We start from the raw sequence: 21,681 nt of genomic DNA on the forward strand, positions 1-21,681 counted from the left end.
CCTTGCGGAATGGCTTTAGCAGAGACGACGATTGTTCACAGAGGCCGCGAGGCGCCCGCTTGTCTGCTCCCAAAGCCCTGTTCGTCAGCTCCAACCGGATCGGCGACTGCGTCATCTCCTCGGGCGTGATCCGCGAGATCGCGCGCCAGTTGCCGGGCGTTCAGATCACCGTCGCCTGCGGTCGCCCGCCCGCTCCCTTCTTCCGTTCGGCGCCGAATGTCGAGCGCGTCATCATCCTCGACAAGAAGAAGGCCGCCGGACACTGGCTCGATCTTTGGAAGCAGGTGCGCGGGACCAAGTGGGACATGGTCGTGGACATCCGCGGCTCGGCCCTGGCCTATCTGATCCCGGCCAAGCGTCGCATCGTCTACAACCGCCGCTGGGAGACGGGGTTGCGCAAGGTCGAGATGGTGTCGCGCCTGATGGGCTCGGCTATGCCGTTGGACCCGGAAATCTTCCTCGATGCTCAGGCCCGCGCCGAGGCCGCCGCCGTCATTGATCCCCAACTGGCCGCCGGGCCGGGCGAAGGGCCGATCATCGCTTTGGCGCCTATCGCCCACCAGCCGGGCAAGTCCTGGCCCGCCGAGCGCTGGGGGCAATTGGTCGAAAAGCTGAAGGCTGAGCCGCGCTTCGACGGCTGGCGCTTCATGCCCGTCGGCGGTCCCGGCGATCGGCCGCCCGCGACTCCGGCGCTGGAGGCGGCGGGACCGCGCGCCATCGACTGCGTGGGCAAGGGCGACATCCTGTGCTCGGCTGCGGCCATCGACCGGGCGACCCTGTTCGTCGGAAACGACAGCGGCCTGATGCACGTCTCGGCGGCGTTGGGGCGGCCCACCCTGGGCCTGTTCGGTCCGACCGAGTGGTGGCTGTACGGGCCGTGGGGGCCGAAGACGCGCACGGCGGCGTCCAATGAGACGCGCGGCCAGTTCGCCCCGATCGAGGATCTGAGCGTCGATCATGTCTTCGATGCGGTGCTGGAGCTGCACGACGCCTATGTCGCTGAAGGGGCCGTAAAGGCCTGAAGGCCCGAAATCCCTTGAAATAGCGGCCTTGCGTCGCCATATTCCGGCCGCTTGGAACGCAGCCGCAGCCTTGCGCGCTGAATCCTCGCAACCAGTTTCGCCTGTCTTCTGATCACATAAGGAAACGACGCCCATTCGCCGTCCCATGCAAGCGCCGCCCGTAAAGGACGGGCCGCCCATCAACCAGGATATCCGCGCCGCCCGCGTTCTGCTCATCGACCAGAATGGGGAAAAACAGGGCGTCATGCCGCTGTCGGCCGCGCTGGAGGCCGCCGAGGAGGCGGGCCTGGACCTGGTTCAGATCGTCGCCAACGCCGAAACGCCGGTGTGCAAGATTCTGGACTACGGCAAGCATCGTTTCCAGGAACAGAAGAAGAAGGCCGAGGCGCGCAAGCGTCAGAAGGTCGTCGAGCTGAAGGAAATCAAGCTTCGACCGAACATCGACACGCACGACTACGACGTGAAGGCCAAGGCCATGCACCGCTTCTTCGACGACGGTGACAAGGTCAAGGTGACCATCCGCTTCCGCGGCCGCGAAATGGCCCACCCCGAATTGGGCATGAAGCTGATGAACAAGGTCCAGGCCGATTTCGAGGAAGAGGCCAAGGTCGAGTTCGCGCCCAAGATGGAAGGCCGCCAGATGATCATGATCCTGGCGCCCCGCTGATCGCGGACTTGAACTGAAGACTTTGAAGACGCCCCGGCCGCATGGCTGGGGCGTCTTACTATCCGGCGAGACGAGAACGAATGACGGCGCAGACGACAAAGGCTTCCGGCGCGGGGACGCCGACCCTGGCGGTGCTGTTCGCCGTGGTCTTCATCAATCTGGTCGGGTTCGGCCTGGTGGTGCCGCTGCTGCCCTTCTTCGCCCAGAGCCTTCAGGCCGAGCCGTGGCAGATCACCCTGATGTTCTCGGCCTATTCCTTGGGTCAGTTCTTCGCCGAGCCCTTCTGGGGGCGGCTGTCGGACCGGATCGGGCGCAAGCCGGTTCTGCTGATCACCCTGGCGGCCAACGCCGTAGGCTATCTGTTGCTGGCGTTCGCGCCCAACATCTGGGCGGCGATCCTGGTGCGGATGTTCACGGGGCTGGGCGCGGGCAATATCTCGACGGTCCAGGGCTATATCGCCGACGTCACACCGCCCGAGCGTCGGGCCGGGCGCATGGGGTTGATCGGCGCCGCCTTCGGCTTGGGCTTCATTGTCGGGCCGGGCATGGGCGGCCTGTTGGCCCAGCCGCAGATGGGCCATGTCGGCTATCAGCTGCCTATCTTCGCGGCCTCGGGCGCGGCGGTGCTGGCGGCGCTGGGGGTGATGTTCTTCCTGCGCGAAAGCCGGGCCAAGGCCGATCCGGCGGCGCCGCGCCCCGCCTTCCTGTCGGGGATTCAGTTCGCCCGCACGGACGAGGTGGTGTCGCGCGTCCTGGTGGTCAGCCTGATCTATCTGGCGGGCTTTTCGGCCATGGAGGCCGCCTTCGGCCTGTGGGCCGAGAACCGCTACGCCTGGACCGCGCGCGAGGTGGGGCTCAGCTTCATGATCGTGGGCCTGGTCTCGGCCGTGAACCAGGGGCTGCTGGCCGGTCGGCTGGCGCGGCGCTTCGGCGAGGCGCGGGTGCTGGCGGCGGGCATGCTGCTGTTCGGGACGTCGCTTATCTTGCAGGTGGTCGCGCCGCCGGCCTGGTTCCCGGCGACGCAGATCGACCTGGGGCTGTTCGTCATTCCGGTGTCGGCCGGGTGGATCATTCCCATCGTCATGGGGATCGGCGCCTGCGGCATGTCGCTGGCCATGCCCAACATTTCGGCTCTGATCAGCCGTTCGTCCCCGCCGGATCGGCAGGGGGCCATGCTGGGGCTGAACATGGCGGCCGGGTCGATGGCGCGCATCGTCGGCCCCATGGTGGCGGGGGTTCTCTATTCCGCCGTGGGGCCGGACTGGCCCTTCCTGGTCGGGGCGGTGCTGACGGTTCCGGCGGCGGTCATGGCGATCAACGCCGGGCGCGCCGCGCGCCGTCGGGCGGCTCAGGTCTGAAGCGGGCGGCGCGGACTCTTCTTGCCTCCGGTCCCCGTTTGGCGTAGAAGCCGCGCCTTCGCGTACCGGACCGCCGGGCGAACAGGCATGCCTGGGCGGTCTTAAATCGGTCATCTGACCTTGGGGCTCAAGTAGCCCGAAGGGCGGTAGACCCCTCAATAAAGAGAGTGAAAATGCCGAAGCTGAAGACGAAGTCGGGCGCCAAGAAGCGCTTCAAATTCACCGCGACGGGCAAGGTCAAGGCTGGCGTGGCCGGCAAGCGCCACCGCCTGATCAGCCACAACTCGAAGTACATCCGCCAGAATCGCGGCACTTCGGTCATGGCCGACGCCGACGCCAAGAAGATCAAGTCCTACATGCCGTACGCCTGATCGGCGCACGCAGACACGATCTCTCAACCGCATAGAATTTGAACTAAGTCCCTCAAGCAGCGAGGCCCCGCGGGCCGAGCGGTAGGGACTTCCCGAAGGGAAATTTACAATGGCTCGCGTCACCCGGGGCGTTACGTCCCACGCCAAGCACAAGAAAGTCCTGAAGCAGGCCAAGGGCTTCTACGGCCGCCGCAAGAACACCATCCGCGCCGCCAAGGCCGCCGTGGATCGCGCCGGTCAGTACGCCTACCGCGACCGTCGCAACAAGAAGCGCTCGTTCCGCGCCCTGTGGATCCAGCGCATCAACGCCGCGGCCCGCACCGAAGGCTTCACCTATTCGCAGTTCATGCACGGCCTGAACAAGGCGGGCATCGAGCTGGACCGCAAGGTTCTGGCCGCCATCGCCGCCGATGAAGCCGGCTTCAAGGGCATCGCCGACAAGGTTCGCGCGGCCCTGGCCTAAGGCGACATGTCGCGAGGCCATGCAGGCCGCGCGATAGCGTTCAGCTTAAAGAACAAACGCCCGTCCCGGTCGCCGGGGCGGGCGTTTTTCATGGGGCGCCTGACCTTTCGGGCGTGTCGGGCGTTGGGGTGAGGCAGCCGGTCGCCGATCGGCGTTTCAGGAGGCTTCGCCATGTCTGTCGCCCGCGTCACCGAAATCACCGCGTCCTCGACCGTCAGCTTCGAGGACGCCATCGCTCAGGGCGTCGCCCGCGCCGACAAGACCCTGCGTCACGTCGAAGGCGCCTGGATTCAGGAGCAGAAGGTGATCGTGCGTGACGGCGCGATCGCCGAATATCGAGTCAACATGAAGGTCACCTTCATCCTTGCGGATTGAGGCGGATCGACGCTGAAAGGCTTTGCGAGACGGCTGCGGCGGGCTAGACGCTGCGGACCATGACCGATCTCGCCCAGCTAGAACTCGACCTGATCAACGCCATCGGGGCGGCCTCGACCGTCGCCGCGATCGAGGAGGTGCGCGTCGCCGCCCTCGGCAAGACGGGGACCGTCTCGGCCCTGCTTAAAGGCATGGGGGCGCTGAGCCCCGATGAGCGCCGCGAGCGCGGCCCCGTCATCAACGGCCTGCGCGACCGGGTGTCGTCGGCCCTGGCCGCCCGCAAGGCCGAGCTGGAGGCCGCCGAGCTGGACGCCCGCCTGTTGGCCGAGCGCGTCGATCTGACCCTGCCCAGCCGCCCACGCCGCAAGGGCGGGGTGCATCCGACCATGCAGGTCATGGACGAGATGGTCGCCGTCTTCGCCGACATGGGCTTCTCGGTCGCCGAGGGGCCGGACATCGAGGACGACTTCCACAACTTCACGGCGCTGAACTTCCCGCCCAAGCATCCGGCGCGGGAGATGCACGACACCTTCTTCCTGAAGCCCGACCCGCAAACGGGCGAGCGCAAGGTGCTGCGGACCCACACCAGCCCGGTGCAGGTCCGCACCATGATGTCGCAGAAGCCGCCGATCCGCATCATCGCGCCGGGCCGCACCTTCCGTAAGGATTCAGACGCCACCCACACGCCGATGTTCCATCAGATCGAAGGCCTGGTGATCGATCGCGACATCCACATGGGCCATCTGAAGACGACGCTGGAGACCTTCATCGCCCGCTTCTTCGAGCTGGACGATGTTCACGCCCGTTTCCGCCCGCACCACTTCCCCTTCACCGAGCCCTCGGCCGAGATGGACATCCGCTGCGACCGTTCCGGCGGCAAGCTGACCTTGAACGAGGGCGAGGACTGGCTGGAGATTCTGGGCTGCGGGATGGTGCATCCGAACGTGCTGCGCAACTGCGGCATCGATCCGGACGAGTATCAGGGCTTCGCCTTCGGCATGGGCGTCGACCGCCTGGCCATGTTGAAATACGGCGTGCCCGACCTGCGCCCTATGTTCGAGGCCGATACGCGCTGGCTGGCGCACTACGGCTTCTCCGCCTTCGCCGCGCCGAACCCGGCGTCGGGCCTCAGCTGATATTGAAAGAGCGATCCCATGACTGACGCGACCAACACCGCCGCCGCTGAACCGATCGTCCTGGAGCTGCTGGGCCCTGGCCCGAACTATGCGAACAAGACGGTCTGGCTGCCCCAGCTGTTCATGGAGACGGCGCGCGCCGGGTCCATGGTCATTGAAGGCCGCCGGTTCGAGAATTGCCTGATCGAGGGGCCGGCCGTCCTGCTGCCGCTGGAAGGCTGCAACTTCGACGGCTGCAACATGGGCGACGCCCATGGCGATCCGCGCAACCTGATGCTGAGCCCGCAGGGTCCGCAGCGCGTGACCGGCCCGATCCCGTTCAAGAACTGCCAGTTCATCAACTGCAACTTCCTGGGCGTCGGCTTCACCGGCTCGTCCGCCTTCCTCGACAACATGGCCAAGGCCCTGGCGCAGCCGCAGGACGGTGCGACCCAATGAAGTTCACGCTTTCCTGGCTGAAGGCCCATCTGGACACCGAGGCCGAGGTCGATCAGGTCGCTGAGGCCATGACGATGGCCGGGCTGGAGGTAGAGGAGGTCCACGACCCCATCGCCGCCCTGGCGCCCTTCACGGTGGCCAAGATCGTTTCGGCCGAGCGTCACCCGAACGCCGACCGGCTGCAGGTCTGCCAGGTCGAGACCGTGGACGGCCTGAAGGAGATCGTCTGCGGCGCGCCGAACGCACGAGCGGGCCTGACCACCATCTACGCCCCCATCGGCGCCTATGTGCCCGGTCTGGGCGTGACCCTGGTCGAGAAGCCGGTGCGCGGCGTGGTGTCCAACGGCATGCTGTGCTCGGGCGCGGAGCTTGAACTGCCCGACGAAAGCGACGGCATTCTGGAGCTGTCCGACGACCTGCAGGTCGGCCAGCCCGCCGCCGGAGTGTTCGGCGCCGAGCCGGTCATCGACTTCGAGGTGACGCCGAACCGTCCCGACTGGCTGGGCGTGGCGGGCATCGCCCGCGATCTGGCCGCCGCCGGCCTGGGCAAGCTGACGACGCCGGAGATCGCGCCGGTCGCCGGCGCGTTCGACAGCCCCGTCTCGGTGACGCTGGAGGCGCCCGAGCTGTGCCCGGTCTTCGCCGGCCGCGTGATCCGGGGCGTGCAGAACGGCCCGTCGCCGGAGTGGCTGCAACAGCGGCTGACGGCGATCGGCCTGCGTCCGATCAACCGTCTCGTCGACATCACCAACCTGATTTCCTACGACCGCGCGCGGCCGTTGCACGTCTATGACCTGGCGAGCCTGTCGGGCGACGGGATCGTGGTGCGCGCCGGTCGCGGCGCCGCCGACCAGATGGAAGCCCTGGACGGCAAGACCTATGCGCCGGGCGCCGCCGACTGCGTCATCGCCGACGACGGGGGCCAGCGCGCCATCGGCCTGGGCGGCGTCATGGGCGGCGTCTCCACCGGCTGTTCGGACGAGACGGTCGACGTCTTCGTCGAAAGCGCCTGGTTCGACCCTATCGTCACGGCCCAGACGGGCCGCTCGCTGGGCGCCAGCTCCGACGCCCAGTACCGCTTCGCGCGCGGCGTCGACACCGCCTCGGTCGTCCCCGGTCTGGAGCTGGCGACGCAGCTGATCCTGGACCTGTGCGGCGGCGAGCCGTCCACGGTCACGGTGGCGGGCCAGGCCCCGGCCGCCCCCGCCGCCTTCGCCTTCGACCCGGCCTATGTGAAGCGCCTGTCGGGCATGGATCTGGGCGAGGACCGGATCTTCGAGATTCTGTTCGCCCTGGGCTTCACCGTCATGCGCGGCTCGCCCTGGTCGGTGACGCCGCCGTCCTGGCGTCGCGACGTCGAAGGTCCGGCTGATCTGGTCGAGGAGGTCGCCCGCATCGAGGGCTACGCCGCCCTGCCTGACGCGCCCCTGTCGCCGGTCGCCTCGGCGCCGGGCGGGGTGCTCAGCCCGCGTCAGGCGCGCGTGCGCACGGCCCGTCGCGCCTTGGCGGCCCTGGGCTACGCCGAGGCCGTCACCTGGTCCTTCACCAGGCAGTCGATCGCCGCCCTGTTCGGCGGCGGGGACGAGCGCCTTGTGCTGGAGAATCCCATCGCGGCCGATCTGGACTGCATGCGGCCTTCGGCCCTGCCGAACCTGATCCAGGCGGCCGCGCGCAACGCTGCGCGCGGCCACGCCGACGTCGCCCTGTTCGAGATCGGCCCCATCTATCTGGACGATCAGCCGAACGGCCAGCGCACCGTCATCGCGGGCCTGGCGGCGCCGCACGCCGACCGCCACTGGGGCGGGGCGGGGGAAGACCCCCTGTTTGCACTGAAGGGCGACCTGATGGCCGTGCTGGAAGAGATCGGCGCCCCGGTCGCCTCCCTGCAATTGGCGCAAGGGTCGAACCGCGACTGGTGGCATCCCGGCCGTTCGGCCCGGCTGCAGCTGGGGCCCAAGAACGTCATCGTTGAGTTCGGCGCCCTGCACCCGCGCGTGCTGAAGGCGCTGGACGCCGACGGTCCCATGCTGGCCTTCGAGATCGTGCTCGACTCCGTGCCGGAACCGCGCGGCCAAAAAGGGAAGAGTGGGGCGGGCAAGGCGCGCGGCGCGGCGGACCTGCCGAACCTGATGCCCCTGACCCGCGACTTCGCCTTCCTGATGGATGAAGCCAAGGCCGTGGGCGACCTGACCCGCGCCGTGGCGGGCGCCGACAAGGCCCTGATCGCCGAGGTGCGCGTCTTCGACGTCTATCGCGGCCAAGGCGTGCCGGAAGGTCAGAAGTCGGTGGCGATCGAGGTCGAGGTCCAGCCCCGCGCCGCCACCCTGACCGAAGCGGAGATCGAGGCCCTGACGGCCAAGATCACGTCTGCTGCGACCAAGGCCGGCGGAACTCTGAGAAGCTGAACATGACGGACAAGAAGCCCTGGGCCGAGACCCAGTTCGAACGGAACCTGTTCCGCGCGCGCTGGTTGATGGCCCCCTTCTACCTCGGCCTGGTGCTGGCCCTGGTGATGCTGCTCGTCGTCTTCGTGCGGGAGCTGTTCTACTACCTGCCGCAGGCCTTCATCGTCGGCGACGGCCACATGACGTCCGACACCGCCATCCTGGCCATCCTCAGCTTGGTGGACCTGTCGCTGGCGGGCAATCTGCTGCTGATCGTCCTCTATTCCGGCTATGAGAATTTCGTCTCCAAGCTGGATCTGGACGAGAACCACGTGGACCGCCCGCCTTGGATGGGGTCGGTGGACTTCTCGGGCCTGAAGATGAAGCTGATCGCCTCCATCGTGGCGATCTCGGCCATCTATCTGCTCAAGAGCTTCATGAACATCGGCAAGCCGGGTCATCCGCTGGATGAGGCGGCGCTGATGTGGGCGGTGATCATCCATCTGACCTTCATCGCCTCGGGGGTGCTTCTGGCGCTGATGGACTGGATCGCGGCCAAGACCGACAAGCACTGACGGCCCGGCGGATTCCGGTCTGCATGACGCAGGCTTGATCCGCCGGAACGCTTTAACGGGGCGCGGGCAATCTTCGGTTAACCTTAAAGCCCCAAGGCTGCCGTAAAAGGCAGGGACGGTAGGCCAAGCCCGCGACGACGGGCGGACCGTCCTTAGCCGGGAGCCTTGATTATGCACCGCCGCCAACTGATCCGCACCAGCCTCGGCATCGCCGCCGCCGGCGCCCTGCCCGCCGGTCTCGGCGCTTGCGCCAGCCGCCCGCCCGCCGATCCCAACTATCCGATCGCGTCCGATCAGCGGGCCCAGGCCTACACCTTTGACGAACTGGTCACCGCCGGCTCGCGGGAACTGGGCATCGCCGCCGAGACCGTAGGCGGCGCCATTGAACGCATCTTCGCCGAACAAGGCGACCGCCCCACCGCCTATATCGCGGGCGAGGAAGGCGCGGGCGCCGTGGTGGCCGGTCTGCGTTACGGCCGCGGAGCCCTGCACATGAAGGATCTGTCGGCCTCGCAGGAGGTGTTCTGGCAGGGCGCCTCCATCGGCTGGGATTGGGGCGGCAACGCCAGCCGGGTGTTCACCCTGGTTTACGGCCTCTATCACCCGGACATGCTCTATCGTCGCTATCCGGGCGTCGAGGGCTCGGCCTATCTGGTCGCCGGTCTGGGCGTGAACTATCAGCGCGCGGACGGCATCGTCCTGGCGCCGATCCGCACCGGCGTCGGCGTGCGCCTGGGCGCCAACGTCGGCACCATGAGCTACAGCCGCCAGCGCAACATCCTGCCATTTTAAGTGTCGCTATGCTCGGGTCGCGGACCCTCGCGGCTTGAGCGAAGCTCGGCGCTGAAGCTTGCGCGTGGCGTGCGTGATCGCGCCGCAGCCGGTTGCGGGGGCGGCCAGCGTCGCCATATCCCCCTTGAGCCTCAAGGGAGATCGCTTGATGACCGCTGCGCCCGATACGCGCGCCTTCTGGGACGCGCGCTATGCCGATGACGTTTATCGTTTCGGCGAGGCGCCCAATGCCTTTCTGGCGCGGCAGGCGGAGCGTCTGCAGCCGGGGTTGAAGGCCCTGTCTGTTGCGGACGGCGAGGGGCGCAACGGCGTCTGGTTGGCGCAGCAGGGGCTGGACGTCCTGACCTTCGACATCTCGCCGCGTGCGGTGGAGAAGGCGCAGGCTCTGGCGGCCCGGCGTGGAGTCGCGCTGGACGCCCAGATCGGCGGGCTGGACGACTGGATCTGGCCTGAAGGGACGATGGACGTGGTCGTCGGCGTCTTCATCCAATTCGTCGGCCCGGCCGCGCGTGACCGGATGTTCGCCCGCATGAAGACGGCGCTGAAGCCCGGCGGCCTTCTGTTGCTGGAAGGCTATCGGCCCGAACAGCTGGCCTATGGCACGGGCGGACCGGGGATGGAGGAGAACCTCTATGCCGAGGCCCTGCTGCGTGAGGCCTTCGCCGATTTGGAGATCGAACGGATCGACGCCTATGACGCCGAGCTGGACGAAGGCCCGGGCCATTCGGGCGTTTCGGCCCTGATCGACCTGATCGCGCGCAAGCCGCTCTGACGCCTCAGTCCTCTGACGCCAGAATCGCTTCCAGTCCCTCGCGGTAGGAGGGGTAGCGGGGACGCCAGCCCAGTTCGGCCTTGGCGCGGGCGTTGGAGACGCGCTTGGAGTCCAGGTAGAAGCGGCGCATGGCTTCGCTGACCTCGGGGTCGGTCCAGTCGACCTCAGGCGGGCGCGGCAGCTTCAGGTGTTCAGCCGCCCAGGCGGTGACGACGTCGGCGGAGGTCGGCTCGTCGTCGGTCAGGTTGTAGACGCCGCCGGGGCGCGGCCGGTCCATGGAGGCGAACAGGCCCGAGACGACATCGTCCACATGGATGCGGTTGAACACCTGGCCGGGCTTTCTCACCAGGCGGGCGGTTCCGGCGCGCAGGCGGTCGATGACGCTGCGGCCGGGGCCGTAGAAGCCGGGCAGGCGGAAGATCTGCAGCGTCAGCCCCATGCCCTGCGCTCCGTCCAGCCAGTCGCGTTCGACGCGGGCGCGACGGGCGCCTTCCAGCGTGGCGGCGTTCAGCGGATCGCCCTCGAAGGCCCAGCCGCCCGCCCGGTCGCCGTAGACGGCGGTGGAGGAGACATAGCCGATCCAGTCGGGCCAGGCGTCAGCGGACAGGGGAGTCAGGGCGCGCAAGGCGGGGCAGCCGTGGGCGTCGGGCGGCGTGGTGATCAGCACGGCCTGAGCGGCCGCCAGGGCCGCGCCCAGGGCCTTGGCGTCGGCCGGATCGATCGGCGTGATCCCCTGCCCCGCCAGCGCCTGACGGGTTTCGGGATCGCGCGAGGTGGCGAAGGCCCGGCCGCCGCGCCGCACGGCCTCGCGCGCCGCCGCCTGTCCCAGATAGCCGCCGCCGAACACCAGCAAGGACGGGGCGGCGGCGGGTTCGTTCATCGGGCTTGGGTCTTTCAGGCGGACAGGACGCGGACGGGGGAAGGGGCGGTCGTTTCGGCCTCGTCGCGCAGGGCTTCGGCGCGGCCGGCGTTCCAGGCGGTTACGCAAGGAATCTTGGTCCGGTCGGCGCGGTCGGCGTAGCGGCGGGCGATGTCGGTCACATCGGCCATCAGCCCCTCGGCCAGGGTGATCGGCTTCAGCCCCAGTTCGCGGAACTGGTCATTGGCGACGACCAGTTCGTTCTCGTCGGCCTCCTGACGCGGATTGGCGACGTTGTGGATCTGGGCGCCGGTCATCTCAGCCACCATGCGGGCCAGGTCGCGGACGCGGCGGCTCTCGGTCATCTGGTTGAGGATCTTGACCCGGTCGCCGCGCTTGGGAGGGTTTTTCAGCGCCAGCTCGACGCAGCGCACCGTGTCCTGGATGTGGATGAAGGCCCGCGTCTGGCCGCCCGAGCCGTGCACCGTCAGCGGATAGCCAAGCGCGCCCTGCATCAGGAAGCGGTTCAGCACCGTGCCGTAGTCGCCGTCGTAGTCGAAGCGGTTGATCAGGCGCTCGTCCTGCCGGGTCTCCTCGGTCTGGGCGCCCCAGACGATGCCCTGGTGCAGGTCGGTGATCCGCAGGCCGTCGTTCTTGGCGTAGAACTGGAACAGCAGGGCGTCCTGCGTCTTGGTCATGTGATAGATGCTGCCGGGGTTCGGCGGGAACAGGATTTCCTGCTCGGTCGGGCCGTGGTCGGTGTCGACCGTGACCTTCAGATAGCCCTCGGGAATGCGCAGGCCCGCCGTGGTGTAGCCATAGACCCCCATGGTCCCCAGGTGGGCCAGGTGGACATCGCGGCCGCTCTCGACGATGGCGGCCAACAGGTGGTTGGTGGCGTTCAGATTGTTGTCGACGGTGTAGAGCTTGTGTCGCGCCGACTTCATCGAATAGGGGGCGGCGCGCTGCTCGGCGAAGTGGACGACGCTGTCGGGCGCCCAGTCGCGGATCAGCGCGACCAGGCGGTCGAACTCCTTGCCGACGGTCAGATTGACGAAGTCGATGGTGCGGCCCGAGACCTCCTTCCACGCGGCGATGCGCTCGCCCATGGTGCGGATCGGGGTCAGGGAGCGGATCTCCAGCTCATTGTCGATGTTGCGGCGGCTGAGGTTGTCGACGACCAGCACGTCCCAGCCGCGCGCCGAGAGGTGCAGGGCCGTGGGCCAGCCGCAGAAGCCGTCGCCGCCCAGAATCATCACGCGCATCAGTCGAACCTCGTTTTCAGCACTCTAACCTGCCTAGCCGAACGCGCGAGGGGGCGAAAGCGTGGCGCTTGGCTGCGACGAAAGCGACGCAGGGCGGAAAAACAGAGTCCAATTCGTCTGAATCGTCTGAACTCGGACGAGCTGCGGAGCCTGACCGGCGATCATGAGGCGGCGGGCGAGCAAGGTGGGCTGAAGCCGGTCTGCAGCAAGCGGGGCTTTGAAATCAAAGCGATTTTTGACGCTCATTATGCTGGCGCCGTTCGTCCTTCTCCCCTTGTGGGAGAAGGTGGGCGCCGTAGGCGCTCGGATGAGGGGTGTGAGCGGGCTTCTTTAGCAAGGAGGCGGGACAGCGGAGGCGAGTTTGCAAACGCGATGTCGCCACCCCTCATCCGTCAGGCTTCGCCTGCCACCTTCTCCCGCAAGGGGAGAAGGGTAGGTTAGAGCAGTCTTTCGATGGCCTTGCGGGCGGCGTCGCCGAGGTCGGGGCGCTTCAGGGCCAGGGCGACGTTGGCGCGCAGCAGGCCGATCTTGTCGCCGCAGTCGTGGGTCACGCCCTCATACTCATAGGCGGTGAAGACTTGCGTCTTCATCAGCCGGTCCATGGCGTCGGTCAGCTGGATCTCGCCGCCGGCGCCGCGCTCCTGCGTCTCCAGCAGGTCGAAGATTTCCGGCTGCAGAATGTAGCGGCCCGAGATCGACATGTTCGAGGGCGCCGTGCCCTGGGCGGGCTTTTCGATCATGCCCTTCATGCCGTAGCGGCGGCCGTCGTGGGAGGCGGGGTCGATGATGCCGTATTTATGGGTGTCGGCCGCGGGCACGGCCTCGACGCCGATGACGTTGCCGCCGACCTCGGCGTAGACCTCGGCCAGCTGCTTCAGGGCGCCGGGCTGAGAATCCACGATGACGTCGGGCAGGATGACGGCGAAGGGCTCGTGGCCGATGATGTCGCGGGCGCACCAGACGGCGTGGCCCAGGCCCTTGGGCTGCATCTGGCGGGTGAAGCTCATCTCGCCGGCCTGGGCCAGCTCGGCGTTCATGATCTCCAGGATCTCGGTCTTGCCCTTGGCCAGGAGCTGGGCCTCAAGCTCGATCTGGTGGTCGAAATAGTCCTCGATCGCCTGTTTGGCGCGGCCGGTGACGAAGACGATGTGCTCAATCCCCGCCTCGCGCGCCTCTTCCACGATGTAGGAGAGGATCGGTCGGTCGACGACGTTCAGCAGCTCCTTGGGCGTGGTCTTGGTGCCGGGCAGAACCCGCGTGCCGAGACCGGCCACGGGCAGGACCGCCTTACGCAGGCGGGCGGGGGAGGTCGTCATGGATCGTCCTGATCAGCCTTGGGGCGCCTGTCATAGGCGTAATTTGTGAAGCTTCCAAACGCCCCCGGGCGGATCGGGTTCGCCTATTCCACCGTCACCGACTTGGCCAGGTTGCGCGGCTGGTCGACGTCGGTGCCCTTCTGGACCGCGGTGTAATAGGCCAGAAGCTGCATCGGCACGGCGTAGACCAGCGGGGCGATCAGGGCTGGACAATCCGGCGCATGAACGCGGCTGATGCCGGCTCCGTGCGGGTCGGGCGCCTTTTCCGGGGCGATCATGATGACCGGGCCGCCGCGCGCGGCGACTTCCTGAAGGTTGGAGGCGGTCTTTTCGAACAGGTCGTCCAGCGGGGCCAGCGCCACCGTCGGGGTCGCCTCGTCGATCAGGGCGATGGGGCCGTGCTTCAGCTCGCCCGCCGCATAGCCCTCAGCGTGGATGTAGCTGATCTCCTTCAGCTTCAGCGCGCCTTCCATGGCCAGCGGGAACATCGGTCCGCGGCCCAGGAAGAGGACGTCCCGCGCCTTGGCCAGGTCGACGGTCAGGGCGTGGATGCCCGCGTCCATCTGCAGGGCCTCGGCGATCAGGCGCGGGGCTTCGAACAAGGCCTTGACCAGCTCGGTCTCCTGGGCGGCGTCGATGCGGCCGCGCGCCACGCCCGCCGCCACGGCCAGCGACAGCAGGGCGGCGACCTGGGCCGTGAAGGCCTTGGTCGAGGCGACGCCGATCTCCGGCCCGGCGTGGGTCGGCCACAGGACTTCGGCTTCACGCGCCATCGACGAGGAGTGGACGTTGACCACGGCGGCGGTCTTCAGGCCCTGGGCCTTGCACCAGGTCAGGCTGGCCAGGGTGTCGGCGGTCTCGCCCGACTGGCTGACGGCGACGGCCAGCGTCCCCTGGGTCACGGCCGGATGGCGATAGCGGAACTCGGACGCGATCTCGATGTCGCAGGGCAGGCCCGCATAGCGTTCGAAGGCGTATTTGCCGATCTGGCCGGCGTAGAAGGCGGTGCCGCAAGCGACGATCTGGATACGCTCGACGGCGGCGAAGTCCACGGACGGAACCTTGACCTTGCCGGAGACCAGATCGAGGTACTCCGACAGGGTGTGTTGGACGCTGTCGGGCTGCTCGTGGATCTCTTTCTCCATGAAGTGGCGATACTCGCCCTTCTCGACCAGGGCCGAGGAGGCGGAGACCTGGACCACGGCGCGGTCGGCCGGACGGCCCGAGGCGTCGAACATGCGCGCGCCGGTGCGAGTCACGGCGACGTAGTCGCCTTCCTCCAGATAGGAGATCTTCTGGGTGAAGGGCCCGACGGCCAGGGCGTCAGAGCCCAGGTACATCTCGCCCTCGCCCCACCCGACGACCAGGGGGCTGCCGCGGCGGGCGCCCAGGATCAGCTCATCGTCGCCCTCGATCAGCACGGCCAGGGCGTAGGCGCCGGTCAGGCGATCCAGCGTGGCCTTGAAGGCGTCCAGCGGCGTCATCCCGGCCGCCAGCTTGTGGTCCAGCAGGTGGGCGACGACCTCGGTGTCGGTCTGGCTTTCAAAGACGCGGCCCTCGGCCTCCATCTCGGCCTTCAGTTCGGCGAAATTCTCGATGATGCCGTTGTGGACCAGGCAGACGCGCCCGGCCTTGTGCGGGTGGGCGTTGGTCGTCGTCGGCGCACCGTGGGTGGCCCAGCGGGTGTGGCCGATGCCGACGGTCCCCGCGACGGGATCGGCGGCCAGAACGGCCTCCAGTTCGCGGATCTTGCCCTTGGCGCGGCGGCGCTGAACGCCTTCGCCGTTCTGGACGGCGATGCCCGCCGAGTCGTAGCCGCGGTACTCCAGCCGCTTCAGGCTGTCGATCAGGCGGGGGACGACGGGGCCGGTTCCGGTGACGCCGATGATGCCGCACATGAGCTCTCTCCGATCGAGACGTTGCGCCCGCTTTTGCGCCGGGCGACGGAATTGAGGTAAGCGGGAGGCATCAACCTCCGCCCTTGATGATCGCATCTAGGCAATCGTGAGAGCGGCGACATCAAAAAATGGGTTTCGGAAGGTTTCTTTGCAATTCCGGGGCCGCCAGCGAAGGACCGCGCCCTTGGGCGAGAGAAAATACTTCGGCACCGACGGCATCCGCGGCCGGGCCAACTCCCATCCGATGACGGCCGAGGTCGCCCTGCGCGTCGGCTTGGCCGCCGGGCGTCTGTTCCGCACCGACGACGACCGCCGTCATCTGGTGGTGATCGGCAAAGACACGCGCCTGTCCGGCTATATGATCGAGCCGGCCCTGGTGGCGGGGCTGGCCTCGGTCGGCATGGACGTGCGCACCTTCGGGCCGCTGCCGACGCCGGGCGTGGCGATGATGACCCGCTCGATGCGCGCCGATCTGGGCATCATGATCTCGGCCTCGCACAACGACTATGCGGACAACGGCATCAAGCTGTTCGGACCGGACGGCTACAAGCTGTCGGACGAGATCGAGCTGAAGATCGAGGCCATGATGGACGGGGCCCTGGATCAGGATCTGGCGCCGTCGAACAAGCTGGGCCGGGTCAAACGCATCGACGACGCCCCGCCGCGCTATATCGAGATCGCCAAACAGGCCTTCCCCAAGCGGCTCAGCCTGAAGGGCCTGCGCATCGCCATCGACTGCGCCAACGGCGCGGGCTATCGCGTGGCCCCGACGACCCTCTATGAGCTGGGAGCCGAGGTCTTTCCTGTCGGCGTCGAGCCCAACGGTCTGAACATCAACGCCGAATGCGGTTCGACCCACCCGGAGGCCGTGTCCGAGGCGGTGAAACGCTATCGCTGCGACATCGGCATCGCCCTGGACGGCGACGCCGACCGGGTCATCATCTGCGACGAGAAGGGCCATGTGGTCGACGGCGACCAGATCATGGCCCTGATCGGCCTGGACTGGGCCAAGCGCGGGCGGCTGAACGGCAACGGCGTGGTCGCCACCGTCATGTCCAACCTGGGCCTGGAGCGCCGTCTGAAGGCCGAGGGCCTGACGCTGGAGCGCACCAAGGTCGGCGATCGCTACGTCATGGAGCGGATGCGCGAGGGCGGCTTCAACATCGGCGGCGAACAGTCGGGCCACATCATCCTGAAGGACCACGCCACGACCGGCGACGGCCTGATGGCGGCGCTGCAGGTGCTGGCCGTCCTGGTCGAGGCGGGCGTGCCCATGAGCGAGCTGGCGCGTCAGTTCGAGCCGGTGCCGCAACTGCTGCAGAACGTCCGCTACACCGCCGGAAAGCCGCTGGAGGACGCCAAGGTCAAGGCGGCCATGGCTGAGGCCGAGGCGGCGCTGAACGGCTCGGGCCGCCTGCTGGTCCGGCCGTCGGGCACGGAGAAACTGATCCGCGTCATGGCCGAGGGCGACGACGAGGCCCTGGTCAAGCGCGTGGTCAATGAGGTCGCCGAGGCGGTGAAGGCGGCGGGCTGATCGCCCGCCGCCCGCGCCGTCAGATCGCTGACAGGGCCTGATCCAGGTCGGCCCACAGGTCGTCGACGTTCTCGATGCCGACCGACAGACGCACCAGATTGTCGCCGATGCCGCTGCGGGCCTTGGCTTCGGGCGTGTAGTCCGAATGGGTCATGCTGGAGGGGTGCGAGGCCAGGCTCTCGGCGCCGCCCAGGCTGACGGCCAGCTTGAACAGGCGCAGCGCGTTCAGCATGCGGAAGGCCTCGGCCTCGCCGCCGGGCAGTTCGAGCGAGAAGGTCGAGCCGGAGCCCTTGCACTGGGCTTCGAAGATCGTCTGCTGTTCGGGCGAGGCGTCGGGGCCGCCGGCGGTCAGGACGGCGCTGACGCGCGGATCGGCGCGCAGGCGCTCGGCCAGGATCAGGGCGTTGTCCTGCGCCCGCTCCATACGGATGTGCAGGGTCTCCAGACTGCGCAGCAGCAGCCAGGCGGTGTGGGGGTCGGCGGTGGTGCCGCAGATGGTCCGCATCTCGCCGACGCGGGCCATGATGTCCGCCCCGCCCATGCAGCCGCCCGCGATCAGGTCCGAGTGGCCGCCGACGTATTTGGTCAGGGAGTAGAGGACAAGGTCGGCGCCCAGCTCCAGCGGGCTCTGCCACAGAGGGCCGAGGAAGGTGTTGTCGACGGCGACGGCGGGCGGCTCGGCCTGACTCAGCGCCCGAGCGCCGGATACGGCGCGGGCGATGTCGACCAGTTGGTTCGTAGGGTTGGCCGGGGTCTCCAGATAGACGGCGGCCAGGCGCCCGCCCGTCGTCTTCGCCTCGGCGGCGGCGGCGATCATGGCGGCGTCCAGGGCGTCGGCGCCCTCGGCGGCGGGGACGCTGATCGCCTTGACGCCGTAGCGGGGCAGGATGCGGTCGAACAGATATTCGGTGCCGCCATAGGCCGGGGCCGTATAGAGGATGACGTCGCCGGGCCGCACCAGGGCCAGCATGGCGGTCGAGATGGCGGCCATGCCGCTGGAGAAGACCAGGGCCTTGTCGGCCTTGTCCCAGACGGCGAGGCGGTCCTCGAGGATTTCCAGGTTGGGGTTGTTGATGCGCGAATAGATCAGGCCCAGGGCCTCGTCCGGGTCGCGCTGGCGCAGGCCGTAGGCGACCTCGAAGAAGCGTTTGCCGTCCTCGGCCGATTTGAAGACGAAGGTCGAGGCCTGGAACAGCGGCGCCTTGATCGCGCCCTCCGACAGGGCCGGATCATAGCCGTAGCCCATCATCAGGGTTTCAGGCGCGAGGGTGCGATCCCCAAGCACGCGGGTGCGGTGACGGTTCATTTTTGTGTTTCCTCTCCTGAGGCGGTGATAGCCGACCCGTCAAAGGCTCGCCAGACGCTAAGTCTCGCAGAGGAAGGCGCGGAGCCTTGGAAATTCCGACCGCGCCTGAACGGCTGGCGTCAATCGGCGAGAGCGCGGGCCAGGGCCTCGATGCGCTGGCGGATGTCCGGCACGGCGATCGTCTCCCAGAAGGCGGCGCGAGCCGGGGGGCCGAGCACGAACAGGCCGGGGTCGGCGACGCCGTCGGCGTGCAGCACGCGGCCCTCGGCGTCGAGGTCGAGGCCCAGATCGACCGCGTCGAGGCGGGCGCGGCCTTCGGCGATCAGGGCGGCGGTCAGGGGCGTGCAGGCGGCGTCGTGGCCGGGACCGGTGCAGTCGATCAACCAGGCGGCGGAGAAGGCTTGAACTTCGCCGTTCCGTGGACGGACGGTCAGGTTCGCGGCCTGGCGGTCGGCCGCCATCGCCTGGGCGCGGCCCGCGACGACGGTCAGTCGGTTCTCCGCTTTCAACCTCTCCAGCACGGCGGCGATCTCGGGCGCGATGCGGTGGCGATGAACGTCCCACCAGGGACGCAGATGGCGCAGGAAGCGGCCGCGCTCGGCGATCGTCGCGGCGCCCCACAGCGCGGCGGTGATGGGACGATAGCCCTCCATGACGCGGCGCCAGCCGTGATCGCGCGCCAGTCGCCGCACTGAGGCCAGACGGCGGGACAGGGCGCCGGTCAGCGCCTCGGGCGGCAGGTCGATGGGGGCGTCGTGATGGGCGCCGTGGGCCTGGGGCAGCAGGCCGCGCCGCGACACGACCGTCGCCCGGCCGCGCCAGCCCTGAGCCTGAAGCGCCAGAACGACATCGACCATGGTCAGGCCGGAGCCGAGGATCAGCACGTCATCGTCAGGGGCGATCGCGGCCAGGGCGTCGGACCGCCACGGGTCGGCGATGCGGCGGGGGCCTTCGCCCGCCACGGCGGGGCGCGGCGGCGGGTTGCCGGTGGCCAGCGCCACAGCGCGGCCGGGGATGCGGGCGCCGTCGGCGAGGAGGACGGTCTCGCCTTCGATGCGGACGCCCTCGCCCTTCACACGACGGATCAGGCCGGGACGGGCGGCCTCGGCCTCGGCCAGGCGAGCCTGCACATAGAGGCCGTAGAGACGGCGGGGCGCAAAGCCTTCGGGATCGGCGAAGGCGGGGGCGTGGAGCGCCAACCAGTCGGTGAAGTCGGCGGGCCGGTCGGGGCGGGCGCTCATCCGCTCGGCGCGGACGTTCAGCCGGTGGTCGTCCAGCGGCGTGGAATAGGCGACGCCGAGGCCGACCTGTTCGCCGCGCTCGATCAGGACCGAGGCTTGGCCCAGTTCTGCCAGGCGCACGGCCAGCATGACGCCGGAGAACCCGCCGCCGACGATGACCACGGGGAGGGAGGCGGCGGCGTCGTTCATGGAATCAAGCATCGTCCACGACGCCGCCGCCGGTCAAACCGGAATCAGATTTCCTGGTTGAAGGCGCCGATTTCCGGGTGGGCGGCCAGGCGCGGCTTCACTTCCTTGCGGAACAGGTCGCGCATGTCGTCGGCGGAGCGCATGCTTTCGACCACCACGACCAGTTCGGGCTTGTTGGAGGAGGCGCGGACGAGCACCCAGGAGCCGTCCTCCAGATGGACGCGCACGCCGTTGACGGTGATGGCCTCGACGATCTTGCGGCCCAGGATCGAACCGCCGGACGCCGCCAGCTCCTCGTATTCCTTCACGATCTTCGCCAGGACGTCGTACTTCAGCTCGTCGTCGCAGTGCGGCGACATGGTCAGGCTGGTCCAGGCGTCGGGCAGGGCGGACTTCAGTTCCGACAGCGACTTGCCGGGGTTACGGTCCAGCATGGCCAGGACGGCGCCCGCCGCCACCAGACCGTCGTCATAGCCGTGGCCCAGATCGCCCGACAGGAAGAAGTGGCCCGACTTCTCGAAGCCGGCCAGGGCGTCTAGTTCGGCGGTCTTGCGCTTGATGTAGGAGTGCCCGGTCTTCCAGTAGACGGTGGTCGCGCCGTTGGCCTTGAGCACTTCGTCGGTCTTGTAGAGGCCGGTCGACTTCACATCGACGACGAAGGTCGCGTTCGGATGGAGGGCCGAAAGGTCGCGGGCCAGCATCAGGCCGATCTTGTCGGCGAAGATCTCCTCGCCCGTGTCGTCGACCACGCCGCAGCGGTCGCCGTCGCCGTCGAAGCCCAGGGCCAGGTCGGCGCCCGTCTCCTTCACCTTGGCCGCCATCTGCACCAGCATGGCGTGATCTTCCGGGTTCGGATTGTATTTGGGGAAGGTGTAGTCGAGGTCGGTGTCCATCTCGATCACTTCGGCGCCCATCAGGCGCAGAACCTCGGGCGCGAAGGCCCCGGCCGTGCCGTTGCCGCAGGCGGCCACGACCTTCAGCGGACGGGACAGCTTCACCTTGGAGGCCACGTCCTTGATGTAGGTCTCGCGGAAGCCCTCGACGCGTTCCAGACGGCCGCCGGGGCGGGCCACGCCCTGACCGTTCAGAACGATCTCCTTCAGGCGGCCCATTTCGTCGGGACCGAAGGTCAGGGGGGCCTGGGCGCCCATCTTCACGCCGGTCCAGCCGTTCTCATTGTGGCTGGCCGTGACCATGGCGACGCAGGGGCAGTCCAGCGCGAACTGGGCGTAATAGGCCATCGGCGACAGGGCCAGGCCGATATCCAGCACCTCCATGCCGCCTTCCAGCAGGCCCAGGATCAGCGCCTGCTTCACCGACAGGGAATAGCCGCGGAAGTCGTGGCCCACGGCGATCTTCGGCGTCTGGCCGATCTCGTGGACATAGGTGGCCAGGCCCAGACCCAGGGCCTGGATGCCCAGCAGGTTGATCTCTTTTTCCAGAATCCAGCGGGCGTCATACTCGCGAAAGCCGGTCGGCTTGACCAGGGGCAGGGTTTCATATTCCGCGGTGTTGGGGCGGATGTCCTGACGGGGCTTTTGCATAAGTCTTCCTAGATGGGCCGCTGGGGAGAGCGGGGATCGCAGTGCGACCTCGGCCTATAGCCTCCCCCTGCTCGAGAGGCCACAACGCGCGACCCTTGTTATGGCTGCGGTCGAGGCGGCTGTATTCTCTGACGTGCGGCGAAACCTTGACCGCCCCCGCGTCGGGGGCCTAGCGA

The 21,681-nt window shown here is 68.1% G+C and carries 20 protein-coding genes; 13 read left to right on the forward strand and 7 right to left on the reverse strand.

Annotated elements, in window-relative coordinates; all coding sequences use genetic code 11:
* The first annotated feature begins 59 nt into the window (after nt 1–59).
* From ACU5AP_RS03555 to ACU5AP_RS03610, 12 genes are all read left to right on the forward strand, one after another.
* Nucleotides 60–1,022: a glycosyltransferase family 9 protein gene (locus ACU5AP_RS03555; protein ID WP_446680789.1), complete on the forward strand. Its 963-nt coding sequence runs from the start codon at nt 60–62 to the stop codon at nt 1,020–1,022.
* A 145-nt stretch (nt 1,023–1,167) separates the two neighbouring features.
* A complete protein-coding gene (gene infC, locus ACU5AP_RS03560) occupies nt 1,168–1,689 on the forward strand; it encodes a translation initiation factor IF-3 (protein ID WP_003166438.1) in 522 nt (173 codons plus the stop codon).
* A gap of 80 nt (nt 1,690–1,769) precedes the next feature.
* Nucleotides 1,770–3,047: an MFS transporter gene (locus ACU5AP_RS03565; protein WP_128719115.1), complete on the forward strand. Its 1,278-nt coding sequence runs from the start codon at nt 1,770–1,772 to the stop codon at nt 3,045–3,047.
* Between the two features lie 173 nt (nt 3,048–3,220).
* Nucleotides 3,221–3,418 carry a 50S ribosomal protein L35 gene (gene rpmI, locus ACU5AP_RS03570; protein WP_003166435.1) on the forward strand — a complete coding sequence of 66 codons (198 nt, stop codon included), beginning with the start codon at nt 3,221–3,223 and terminating at the stop codon, nt 3,416–3,418.
* 109 nt (nt 3,419–3,527) lie between these two features.
* On the forward strand, nt 3,528–3,881 hold the full coding sequence (gene rplT, locus ACU5AP_RS03575) for a 50S ribosomal protein L20 (RefSeq protein ID WP_003166434.1): 354 nt from the start codon (nt 3,528–3,530) through the stop codon (nt 3,879–3,881).
* A gap of 171 nt (nt 3,882–4,052) precedes the next feature.
* Nucleotides 4,053–4,256, forward strand: coding sequence for a dodecin family protein (locus tag ACU5AP_RS03580; protein WP_046652585.1), 204 nt, complete (start codon nt 4,053–4,055; stop codon nt 4,254–4,256).
* 59 nt (nt 4,257–4,315) lie between these two features.
* Nucleotides 4,316–5,392 (forward strand): phenylalanine--tRNA ligase subunit alpha, encoded by a 1,077-nt coding sequence (gene pheS, locus ACU5AP_RS03585; protein WP_088410673.1) that lies wholly within the window; start codon nt 4,316–4,318, stop codon nt 5,390–5,392.
* 18 nt (nt 5,393–5,410) lie between these two features.
* Complete coding sequence (locus ACU5AP_RS03590; protein ID WP_003166431.1) at nt 5,411–5,830, forward strand: hypothetical protein; 420 nt, start codon at nt 5,411–5,413, stop codon at nt 5,828–5,830.
* Nucleotides 5,827–8,235: a phenylalanine--tRNA ligase subunit beta gene (pheT, locus tag ACU5AP_RS03595; RefSeq protein ID WP_446680790.1), complete on the forward strand. Its 2,409-nt coding sequence runs from the start codon at nt 5,827–5,829 to the stop codon at nt 8,233–8,235. Before ACU5AP_RS03590 ends, pheT begins: the two co-directional genes overlap by 4 nt.
* Nucleotides 8,236–8,237: 2 nt before the next feature.
* Complete coding sequence (locus tag ACU5AP_RS03600) at nt 8,238–8,789, forward strand: TIGR00645 family protein (protein ID WP_003166428.1); 552 nt, start codon at nt 8,238–8,240, stop codon at nt 8,787–8,789.
* A 171-nt stretch (nt 8,790–8,960) separates the two neighbouring features.
* Nucleotides 8,961–9,581, forward strand: coding sequence for a DUF1134 domain-containing protein (locus tag ACU5AP_RS03605; RefSeq protein ID WP_128719113.1), 621 nt, complete (start codon nt 8,961–8,963; stop codon nt 9,579–9,581).
* A 148-nt stretch (nt 9,582–9,729) separates the two neighbouring features.
* Nucleotides 9,730–10,353: an SAM-dependent methyltransferase gene (locus tag ACU5AP_RS03610; RefSeq protein WP_128719112.1), complete on the forward strand. Its 624-nt coding sequence runs from the start codon at nt 9,730–9,732 to the stop codon at nt 10,351–10,353.
* A gap of 4 nt (nt 10,354–10,357) precedes the next feature.
* On the opposite strand, the gene ACU5AP_RS03615 is transcribed toward ACU5AP_RS03610, so the two are convergent.
* From ACU5AP_RS03615 to glmS, 4 genes are all read right to left on the reverse strand, one after another.
* Nucleotides 10,358–11,233 carry an SDR family NAD(P)-dependent oxidoreductase gene (locus ACU5AP_RS03615; RefSeq protein WP_128719111.1) on the reverse strand — a complete coding sequence of 292 codons (876 nt, stop codon included), beginning with the start codon at nt 11,231–11,233 and terminating at the stop codon, nt 10,358–10,360.
* Between the two features lie 14 nt (nt 11,234–11,247).
* Nucleotides 11,248–12,477 carry an NAD-dependent epimerase/dehydratase family protein gene (locus tag ACU5AP_RS03620; RefSeq protein WP_128719110.1) on the reverse strand — a complete coding sequence of 410 codons (1,230 nt, stop codon included), beginning with the start codon at nt 12,475–12,477 and terminating at the stop codon, nt 11,248–11,250.
* A 437-nt stretch (nt 12,478–12,914) separates the two neighbouring features.
* Nucleotides 12,915–13,793 carry a UTP--glucose-1-phosphate uridylyltransferase GalU gene (gene galU, locus ACU5AP_RS03625; protein ID WP_128719109.1) on the reverse strand — a complete coding sequence of 293 codons (879 nt, stop codon included), beginning with the start codon at nt 13,791–13,793 and terminating at the stop codon, nt 12,915–12,917.
* 83 nt (nt 13,794–13,876) lie between these two features.
* A complete protein-coding gene (gene glmS / locus ACU5AP_RS03630; RefSeq protein ID WP_128719108.1) occupies nt 13,877–15,691 on the reverse strand; it encodes a glutamine--fructose-6-phosphate transaminase (isomerizing) in 1,815 nt (604 codons plus the stop codon).
* A gap of 184 nt (nt 15,692–15,875) precedes the next feature.
* Between glmS and glmM the strand changes: the two genes are divergently transcribed.
* The gene (gene glmM, locus ACU5AP_RS03635; protein ID WP_128719107.1) at nt 15,876–17,225 is read left to right on the forward strand and encodes a phosphoglucosamine mutase; all 1,350 of its coding nucleotides are present in this window, start codon (nt 15,876–15,878) and stop codon (nt 17,223–17,225) included.
* Between the two features lie 19 nt (nt 17,226–17,244).
* Here the strand turns inward: glmM and ACU5AP_RS03640 are convergent, their stop codons facing one another.
* From ACU5AP_RS03640 to ACU5AP_RS03650, 3 genes are all read right to left on the reverse strand, one after another.
* Nucleotides 17,245–18,531: a cystathionine gamma-synthase family protein gene (locus ACU5AP_RS03640; protein WP_128719106.1), complete on the reverse strand. Its 1,287-nt coding sequence runs from the start codon at nt 18,529–18,531 to the stop codon at nt 17,245–17,247.
* 119 nt (nt 18,532–18,650) lie between these two features.
* On the reverse strand, nt 18,651–19,961 hold the full coding sequence (locus ACU5AP_RS03645) for an FAD/NAD(P)-binding protein (protein WP_128719105.1): 1,311 nt from the start codon (nt 19,959–19,961) through the stop codon (nt 18,651–18,653).
* A 44-nt stretch (nt 19,962–20,005) separates the two neighbouring features.
* Nucleotides 20,006–21,505, reverse strand: a complete 1,500-nt coding sequence (locus ACU5AP_RS03650; protein WP_088410664.1) for a phosphomannomutase/phosphoglucomutase — start codon at nt 21,503–21,505, stop codon at nt 20,006–20,008.
* Nucleotides 21,506–21,681: the final 176 nt, after the last annotated feature.

Source organism: Brevundimonas sp. RM1 (assembly GCF_052907225.1).